General features: G+C 62.8%; 8 protein-coding genes. 4 read left to right on the forward strand and 4 right to left on the reverse strand.

The window, feature by feature from the left end; genetic code table 11:
- Both EN745_RS23370 and EN745_RS23375 read right to left on the reverse strand, forming a co-directional pair.
- Window positions 1-593: ABC transporter substrate-binding protein (locus EN745_RS23370; protein WP_245487811.1), on the reverse strand; the 593-nt coding region annotated here is incomplete at its 3' end.
- Between the two features lie 109 nt (window positions 594-702).
- Window positions 703-2169 carry an alpha-glucosidase/alpha-galactosidase gene (locus EN745_RS23375; RefSeq protein WP_127405696.1) on the reverse strand — a complete coding sequence of 489 codons (1467 nt, stop codon included), beginning with the start codon at window positions 2167-2169 and terminating at the stop codon, window positions 703-705.
- Between the two features lie 246 nt (window positions 2170-2415).
- Here EN745_RS23375 and EN745_RS23380 point away from each other — a divergent pair, with 246 nt between their 5' ends.
- Window positions 2416-3258: an AraC family transcriptional regulator gene (locus tag EN745_RS23380; protein ID WP_126059185.1), complete on the forward strand. Its 843-nt coding sequence runs from the start codon at window positions 2416-2418 to the stop codon at window positions 3256-3258.
- 34 nt (window positions 3259-3292) lie between these two features.
- Here EN745_RS23380 and EN745_RS23385 read toward each other — a convergent pair whose 3' ends face one another.
- Window positions 3293-4402: a glycoside hydrolase family 25 protein gene (locus EN745_RS23385; protein ID WP_127405698.1), complete on the reverse strand. Its 1110-nt coding sequence runs from the start codon at window positions 4400-4402 to the stop codon at window positions 3293-3295.
- 128 nt (window positions 4403-4530) lie between these two features.
- Window positions 4531-4659 carry a hypothetical protein gene (locus EN745_RS37530; protein WP_281033082.1) on the reverse strand — a complete coding sequence of 43 codons (129 nt, stop codon included), beginning with the start codon at window positions 4657-4659 and terminating at the stop codon, window positions 4531-4533.
- A gap of 195 nt (window positions 4660-4854) precedes the next feature.
- Here EN745_RS37530 and EN745_RS23390 point away from each other — a divergent pair, with 195 nt between their 5' ends.
- From EN745_RS23390 to EN745_RS23400, 3 genes are all read left to right on the forward strand, one after another.
- Window positions 4855-6624 (forward strand): acyl-CoA dehydrogenase family protein, encoded by a 1770-nt coding sequence (locus tag EN745_RS23390; RefSeq protein WP_127405695.1) that lies wholly within the window; start codon window positions 4855-4857, stop codon window positions 6622-6624.
- 29 nt (window positions 6625-6653) lie between these two features.
- Window positions 6654-7406, forward strand: coding sequence for a crotonase/enoyl-CoA hydratase family protein (locus EN745_RS23395; RefSeq protein ID WP_126055951.1), 753 nt, complete (start codon window positions 6654-6656; stop codon window positions 7404-7406).
- 237 nt (window positions 7407-7643) lie between these two features.
- The coding region (locus tag EN745_RS23400) for a hypothetical protein (protein WP_127422372.1) at window positions 7644-8919 on the forward strand (1276 nt) is incomplete at its 3' end.

An 8919-nucleotide genomic window follows, 5' to 3' on the forward strand; every position in this document is an offset into this window, starting at 1 on the left:
TTCCAATAGAACATGACATCGTCGGCATTGAACGGCACGCCATCCGACCATTTGGCGCCTTCGACCAGATGCATGGTCAGCTTGTGGCCATCCTTCGACCATTCCCAGCTTCTGGCAAGGTTCGGCAGCGGCTCGGTGTCCTTGGCCTCGATCTGGAACAGCGGTGCGGTGCGGGTCAGGCATTCGGAAAGGCCGATGTCGATGCCGCCCCAGCCCTGGGTCTGGCCGGCGCCATAGTTCCAGCCTTCGGGCCGGCCACCGATGACATGGCGCATTGTGTCGCCATAGACGCCGATGCCGTCCGGCATGTTCTCGGCCTTGAACACCAGCGGCTCCTTCGGCAGGCGGTCCTTGACTGGCGGAAGCTTGCCGGTCTTGACGTATTTCTCGGTGAGCCAATCGGGTTCGTGGTATTCGGGCAGCGCCTTGAACTCCAGGATGGAGTCGCGCGCCACATATTTGATCTTCCCTTCGGCGGGAAACTGCGCCGGCGCCGGCGGCACCGTCGGTTCGGATGCGTATGCGCTCAATGCCGTTGCCGAGACGCTCAGCGCCAGTCCGGCCAGAATGCCAATTCGATGTAAGTTCCTCATTGTTTCCTCCCAAATGTTTCGACGACTGCTGCTGCCCGCGTTCTATTCTTTCGGGACGACTGATTTGACCGACCGGCCTCCCGCGGTCCGCCTCCAGGCGCGAGGTAAATCAGCCGGCCTGTTTCAGCGCCGCCTTTTCGGCGCGCAATTCCTCGATCGAGCGCACGCTTCTGCGCGCCGCACCCGCCCATTCACGGGTCTTGACCCTGGATTTCGAGAGCCGCTCTTTTGCGGCCGGCACCGCGTTCGCGTATTGCGGCAGCCAGGCCGCCTGGGCAACGACCATCTCGTCCACCATCTGCCAGACTTCCTCCGGCGTCGAAACCGCGCCGACCAGTGGATCGTGCAGCACGGCGAGCTTCAAGAGATCGATGTCGCCCGATATCGCGGCATGCACCGACATGCGCTGCACGTTGATCGAGGCCATGCAGGTGGCGGCGCAGGCTTCCGGCAGCGTGATGCCGGCGGCCATGTTGATGCCGAAGCGGTCGACGAAGCCGGGCGACTCGATGATGGCGTCCTGCGGCAGGTTGGTGATCACGCCGTTGTTCCTGACGTTGAAATGGCCGCGATAAACGCGGTTCGTCTCCAGCGCTTCGAGAATATGGCTGGCATGCTCGTTGGAGCGCTTTGCGGGGTCGATGGGCTTCGACGCCGCCTCGAGGAATTGCGGATATTCCGTCTCGAACCAGTTGCGGGTTTCGGTCGAGTAGCGCAGATACCCGCCCGTTTCGCCGTGGATCCAGTCCGACATGTCGATCCAGCGCGTGATCTCGTCCGGCCGCTTGCGGTACCAGGGCAGATATTCGGAGAGATGCCCGTTGCTCTCGGTCGAGTAGACGCCGAAGCGCTTCAGCACATCGATGCGCAGCTTCTCCTGCTTCGAAAAGACCGGGTGCGCCTCAAAGGCGGCGACCAGTTCGTCCTTGCCGATTTTGCGGCCGTTGAGGCGCAGCTCGATGAACCACGTCTGATGGTTGATGCCGGAGCAGACATAGTCGAGCTCCTTCGGCGATTTCGCGCCGAGCACCTCGGCGATCTGCTCGGCGCCGTGCTGCACACCGTGGCAGAGCCCGACCGTGTCGACCTTGCCGTATTCGATCGCCGCCCAGGTGTTCATAGCCATCGGGTTGGCGTAGTTGAGAAACTTGGCACCGCTCGCCGCGACCTCGCGGATATCCCTGCAGAAATCGAGGATCACCGGAATGTTGCGCTGGCCATAGAGGATGCCGCCGGCGCAGATCGTGTCGCCGACGCACTGGTCGATGCCATATTTGAGCGGAATGCGGATATCGTCGGCATAGGCCTCGAGGCCGCCGACGCGCACGCAGCTGATGATATAGCGCGCTCCCTCCAGCGCCTTGCGGCGGTCGGTCGTCGCCGTCACCTTCGTCGGCAGTCTGTTTGCTTCCACGATCCTGTCGAGGATCGCCTTGATCATCCCGAGATTGTGCTCGCTGACGTCAGTCAGCGCGAATTCGATATCCTTGAATTCTGGCACGCACAGAATGTCGGTGAACAGCTTCTTGGTGAATCCGACGCTGCCGGCGCCAATAATAGCGATTTTGAAGCTCATCACCTTCACCTCGATCCAATCGAATGCTAGGCAAGGAGCAGCAAGGGAGGATATGGCCGCACGTCATCGCGTGCATACCACTCAGGCCGGAAATCCGGCCTTTTCTCCTCCCGCCCGCTCCTCGACCGCGGGTCGTTCCCGTTCTCTGGAGCTGGATTATGCGCTTATTCGCAGGCGCGAACAGAGAAGGATTATGCTTTCGAGGGTAATTTTGTGCTGCAGGATCTGATCGCCAACGGACCATCGATGCGGACGATCTCGCTGCCGCGCGGCCGCCAGCGCCTGCATGCCATGCCGACAAGCACGGGTTACGAAGTTCGCGAGGACGAAACCTACGACTGGGACGGTCGAAAGCGCGGCCAGACCCCGTTCACCGTGCTCCAGCACACCATCAGCGGGGCCGGCCAGTTGCGCTACGAGAACCGCAACTACCGCCTCCAGAAGAACGACACGCTGCTGGTGCTGGTGCCGCACAACCATCGCTACTGGCTGGCTACGGGCGACCGCTGGGAATATTTCTGGATCTCGATGAATGGCGAGGAGGCGCTGCGCATCCACAAATCGATTCTGAGTGTCTCAGGCCCCGTATTTCGATTGCAGCCGATGACGATTGATCATCTTGCCGATTGCAGCCTGCGCCTCATCAAGGGGGCAGCTTCCCCGGGCGCCGCTTCCGCCGTCGCCTACGAAGCCGCCATGGCGCTCTACGACGATGTTTTCGGATCGCACGCCTTCGCCGAAAAACAGAGCGCCATGCAGCCGGTGATCGACCACATCAACGCCAATCTCGACAAGCCACTGCAGGTGGCCGATCTCGTTCGGATCAGTGGCCTCAGCCGCGCGCACTTCTCGCGCTGCTTCGCCGAGAGCGAAGGCATCCCACCTGCTGAATTTGTCTTGCAGCAGCGCCTGCAGCGCGCGGCGAAGTTGCTGACCAAAGCCGATTTCCTGCCGGTCAAGGAAGTCGCCGTCATGTGCGGTTTCGAGGACGCGAACTACTTTTCCAAGGTTTTTCGTCGCTCTTATGGCATTACCCCGACGCAGTTTCGCACCACCGGCATGTATGCCAGCCTGGGAAATCATCGTTGAGGCAATTGCCGCCGCTGATGCTGGATCCGGCTGGTCAGCGCCGGTTACGGTCGATCGCGGTCGAGGCTGTACTAACCGGATCAGCCGCCGCGAAGGCAGCCTCGATCTGCGTCGCTGAGCGCTGCTCGGTCCGCTTCCACGCGACATATTCGACGATGCCGAAGCGTGGACGCCGCGGCACCGTCTTCACCACAGGCATACGGAAGCCGTCGCGGAACTTCCGCCAGCGCTGGCCGAGCACCGAAACCATCTCCTCGACGGTGGGCGGCGTCGCCACGTCGGCATAGGTTATGGTGAATTTGCCGGCGAGCCCGGCTTCGCGCGAGACCGGTACCGGGATCGAGGCGAGATAGTCGGACGGCACGTCGATCAGGCCGCCAAAGGCCCATTGCTCGCGCAACCGGTCGGCATTCATCGGCGCAACCGAGACGTCGATGTCGTTCGGTGTGCCTGGCACGCGATAGGGGCATTTGAAGCGGCCGCAATTGGTGTGCGCCGAAAACTGCCACAGTGCGTAGCCCTGCCAGTTGCCCATCGGAAAATGCACATCGATGTCCGGCTTGTAGCGCGCATACCAGAGCGGCAGCCGCGACAAGAGCCGGTATTGATAGCGGTTGTCGGCAATGTATTGCGCGGTCCTGCCGTTGGTGTAGAGCACCGGGAAGCGGCCCAGCCGCCGATGCACCTGGCGCACGAATTCTTCCGCATCCTCCAATGACATCCATTGCGTGGGATCATTGCCTTCGAGGTCGAGGGCTATCAGATCGTCCGACGCGGGCTCGGCGAAATCGACGAAATTGTTTGCCTGCTCGACCGGGTTGCCGGGCCGGGCAAGATGATAGGCGCCCCATTTCAGGCCGAGTGCCTTGGCCACCACCTTGCGCGTCTGGAACAGTTCGCGTGTCACCGCATAGCGCTTCCATAGCGCCTTGCAGAGCCGGAATTCGGTGTCGTCGCCCGAGCAGAAATAGGCCGGCGGCAGTCCGTCGGACGCCTTGTTGATGAAACCGACGATGCGCTTGTCGGTGGCAAGCTTGGCCCAGTCGATGGAATTGTATTCGTAGGCGTCGATGACCAGCGCGCGCTCAGCGTTCTTCCACGGCTCGGAGAAATCCGAGGCCTTTGCTGCCGTGCCCAGCACCATCGCAGCCGCGAGAAGTGCCAGGCGGCGAAGAGGGCGCGCCGGCGTTTTCAATCAGGGTGTCCCCACTGACCAGGGATCGATCTTGAACCGCTATGGTTAAGGAAGTGCTTTCAAAGCGGATGAGACGCTCAACGCGGAAACAGCGACGGCACCTCGAACGGATCGGGCGCCGGCTCCTGCGGCAGCGTGCCTTCGGCCGCGCGTTTGCGGTGATGCGCCAGCGAGCACCGCGGCGAGGCGTCGGGTCTGGCGAGCATGGAGGGCTCCGGTTTGTCGCCGGTCGAATGCCTGGTGGACTCAGAATTTAATGCGCGCCGCCGCGATTGCAAAATCCGCGTGACAAAGTTTGACGTTTACGTAAAAAGAAGACTTGAGGCCGCCCAAAGGCGGATGGTTTTGCATAGGCCCAGGCCCTACGATCGAGCGGCCGGGGCAGCGGAGGAGCAATCGGCATGTATAAGGCACCGGTCGAGGATATCGCCTTCACGCTGAAGCATGTGGCCGGGCTGAAGCCGGCATTGGATTCCGGCACTTTCGGCGATCTCGGCGAGGATTTGGTCGACGCCATCCTGGCCGAGGCCGGCCGCTTCGCCAGCGAGGAGGTGGCGCCGCTCTATAAGATCGGTGACGAGCATGGCGCGGTGCTCAAGGACGCGGCCGTCACCACCCCGCCCGGCTGGAAGGAGCTTTACCGGCGCTGGATCGAAGGCGGCTGGAATGCGCTGTCCGGTCCGGAGGAATTCGGCGGCCAGGGCCTGCCTACCATGCTCGGCGTTGCCGCGCTCGAAATGTGGAATTCCGCCGCCATGGCCTTCGGCATCGGCCCGACGCTGACCATGGGCGCGGTCGAGGCGCTGGACAAGCACGCCTCCGAGGCGCTGAGGCAAAAATATCTGGCGAAGCTCGTCTCCGGCGAGTGGATGGGCACGATGAACCTGACAGAGCCGCAGGCCGGTTCCGATCTCGCTGCTCTGCGCGCCCGCGCCGAGCCTGCCGGCGATGGCACCTATCGCATCTTCGGCCAGAAGATTTTCATCACCTATGGCGAGCACGATTTCACCGACAACATCGTCCACCTGGTACTGGCACGGCTGCCCGACGCTCCCGCCGGCACGCGCGGCATCTCGCTGTTCCTGGTACCGAAATTCCTGGTCGCTGACGACGGCTCCCTCGCCGCCCGCAACGATGTCTTCTGCTCCGGCCTGGAACACAAGCTCGGCATCCATGCCTCGCCGACCTGCACCATGATCTATGGCGACGGTTTCCAGAACGCGACCCCCGGCGCGATCGGCTGGCTGGTCGGCGAGGAGAACAAGGGGCTGGCCTGCATGTTCACGATGATGAACAACGCCCGCCTTGCCGTCGGCATGCAAGGCGTGGCGGTGGCCGAGACCGCGACGCAGAAGGCGATCACCTACGCCAACGAGCGTCGGCAGGGCAAGGCCTCGGACTATGAGGGGTCGGGCATGGCGCCGATCGTCCATCACCCGGACGTGCAGCGCAATCTCCTCACAATGCGGGCGTTGACCCAGATCGCCCGGGCTATCAGCTATTCCTGTGCCCATGCCATTGACCGCGCTCGGGTCGGCGAAGGCGAGGCGGCCGCCAACTGGCGCGACCGCGCCAATCTGCTGACGCCGCTTGCCAAGGCATTTTCCACCGATGTCGGCGTCGAGGTCGCCTCGCTCGGCGTCCAGGTGCATGGCGGCATGGGCTTCATTGAGGAGACGGGCGCGGCCGCCCTTTATCGCGACGCCCGCATCGCGCCGATTTATGAAGGCACCAACGGCATCCAGGCGATCGATCTGGTGGCGCGCAAGCTGCCGCTCGGCGGCGGCGAACACGTGCATCGCTACATCGGTGAATTGAAAGCGGTCGCCGATGGCGTGCGCACTTCCAATGTCGCGGGTTTTGGCCACACCGCCGACAATCTCGACCGGGCGCTCGCCGATCTCGACGAGGCGACGCGCTTCCTGCAGAAGCTGATGGCAGACGGCAAGGCCGATGCCGCGATGGCCGGTGCCACGCCCTATCTTCGGCTGATCTCACTTACCGCCGGCGGCGCATATCTGGCGCAGGGCGGACTCGCAGACCATGGCCGAGTTCCGCTTTGCCGCTTCTTTGCCGAAAACCTGCTTGGCGAGACCCGCGCCCTGAAGGAGCGCATCATCGATGGCGCTGAAAGCCTTGCCGTGGCCGGCAAGGCGTTGATCTCAGCCTGAAACATCCGGACATTCGAAGGAACTGGACCGTGACCGACCATATCCTCATCGAGCGCCAGGGCGCCGTGCAGATCATCCGCATGAACCGCCCGGACAAGAAGAACGCGCTGACGCGCGCCATGTACGCGAAGATGTCGACAGCCCTTGCCGAGGGCGATGCCGATCCTGCCGTTCGCGTGCACGTCTTCCTCGGCGTACCCGGCGCCTTTTCCTCCGGCAACGACCTTGCCGACTTCATGGTCATCGCCACCGGCGGCGAGGGCGGCACGGAAGTCTGGGATTTCCTGATGGCGCTGGCCAAGACGCAAAAGCCGATGGTGTCGGGCGTCGACGGCATCGCGGTCGGCATCGGCACTACGCTCAACCTTCATTGCGACCTGACATTCGCCACATTGCGCACCGTCTTTCGCACGCCATTCGTCGATCTAGGTCTGGTGCCCGAGGCCGGCTCGAGCCTGCTCGCGCCGCGGATACTCGGACAGCAAGGCGCCTTCGCCCTGCTCGGCCTGGGCGAAGGCTTCTCCGCCGAGCGGGCAAAGGCCGCCGGCTTGATTTACGACGTAGTCGAGGAAGGCGCGCTGGAAGCCGCGGTTCTGGCCGCTGCCAACGAGATCGCCGCCAAGCCGCCGCAGGCGCTCAAGATCGCGCGCGACCTGATGCGCGGCTCGCGCGACGATCTCGTCGCCCGCATCAGGGTCGAGAGCGAGCATTTCCGCGAACGTCTGAAATCCGACGAGGCCCGCGCCGCGCTCACCGCATTCATGACCAGGAAGAAGGGCTGACCGAAAGATCGCCGCAGCGCTCCGACAAGCCAGGGGCGCCCGCAAGTTGTGCATTGTCTGAAAAACTCACGCATGGCGTGATTTTGACCTGTACATGCAACTACTCGCGCCCTATCTCACGAGCAGGCGGCAGGGGTGTCCTACGAGGCGGACAGGACATGAGCCGAGACGTTGCCATCGATGCACGACCAATCAAAACAGTGCGAGGGCGTTCACTGACTGATTGAACGCCTCGACATGCTTGCCGATGCTGCAAAGCCGCTGGCGCTGACCTTAAAGCTCTGGTGGCGCTTCTGGCCGCAATTGGTCGCCCTGGTGCTTCTGGGTACCGTGTTCGGCGACCTGTTCATGCAGATCGCCGCGCGCACTGCCCTTGTCAATCATATGGCGGGGCTTGCCTTGCTGACACTGGTTGCGCTGACGCAGCTCATTGTCACCGTCGCCATGTTCCAGACGCTGCTGCCCGCCTTGACGGCAACGCGTGTGGCACAGCAGGCGGCGCGTGGCGAAAGCGAAGCGCAGCCTGGTACAGGTGGCGCGCGACTGGCACGCATGGTCACCGTCGCGCTGCTGCCCTTCTTCGCCTACTACGCTGCCTGGGGGTTTCTCGGCGACACGGTTCGGCAGTATTCCCGCGTCACGCTCGACATGGCGCCCTTCGGCGAAGGGGCCGGCAACGTCCTCGATGTGCTCGATTCGCGCTGGCTGATTTTTTCGGTCGCGATCTCGTGGCTGATCCGGCGCTTGGCCGCCAGCATGCAGACGCGCGGCGGATCTCGCTCCTTCTGGCAGATTGTCGTGGTCATCTGCGAGACCAACTGGATCTTCATTGGTCTGTATGTGATTTCGCGCTGGAAGGACGAGATCGTCGGCTGGATCATGAGCCGCAACATCCTGTCCGTCCTGCAGGCCGCCGCGGAGAGTATGGCCAATCCGGTCGCAAGCGCCTTTGCCGATCCCATGGTTCCGGTCGAGGTCACCTCCATCGACACGACCACCAGGCTGGTCAACCTGTTCTTCTATATGCTCCTGCCAGTGATCTGGCTGGTGCTCGCGGCATTGATCTACGGCTACGACGTGCGCGACGACAAGGAACTGATGCGTGTGCACAGGCGCGTCGAACATTTCGGCGAGCGCTACCGCGCCATTCCGAAATTCCTGCGCGATTTCGTCGAGCACTTTATCTCCGGCTATCGCTCGCGCTATCTGCCGATCGCCAATGGCGTGCGCATCACGCTGAGCTCGGGCGTGGTGCTCATTGTCACGCTGATCGTCGGATATCGCCTGATCGACTGGCTGGCCGCCTGGGCGTGGCTCGGAATGACACGCGTCATCGGCCCGCATGAGCTAGACACCTGGCAGGTGCTGTCGGAGAGCGTTTCGCTGCTCTTCGGCAGCCCGTTCCAGGATTCTTCGACCGGCATTCTCGTCGAGCCGATAAGAATCTGTTTCCTCGCCGCGATCCTGGAAACGGCATTCGCGCTGCCCAAGCGCCAGACAATTGACAGCATGC

This window comes from Mesorhizobium sp. M4A.F.Ca.ET.022.05.2.1, from assembly GCF_003998845.1.
Taxonomy (GTDB): Bacteria; Pseudomonadota; Alphaproteobacteria; order Rhizobiales; family Rhizobiaceae; genus Mesorhizobium.

Bases quoted from the DNA above. Each gene is read 5' to 3' on its own strand.
- EN745_RS23385 (WP_127405698.1), bottom strand. From the start codon at position 4,402: ATGGTGCTGGGCACGGCAGCAAAGGCCTCGGATTTCTCCGAGCCGTGG.
- EN745_RS23380 (WP_126059185.1), top strand. From the start codon at position 2,416: ATGCGGACGATCTCGCTGCCGCGCGGCCGCCAGCGCCTGCATGCCATG.
- EN745_RS23390 (WP_127405695.1), top strand. From the start codon at position 4,855: ATGTATAAGGCACCGGTCGAGGATATCGCCTTCACGCTGAAGCATGTG.
- EN745_RS37530 (WP_281033082.1), bottom strand. From the start codon at position 4,659: ATGCTCGCCAGACCCGACGCCTCGCCGCGGTGCTCGCTGGCGCATCAC.
- EN745_RS23375 (WP_127405696.1), bottom strand. From the start codon at position 2,169: ATGAGCTTCAAAATCGCTATTATTGGCGCCGGCAGCGTCGGATTCACC.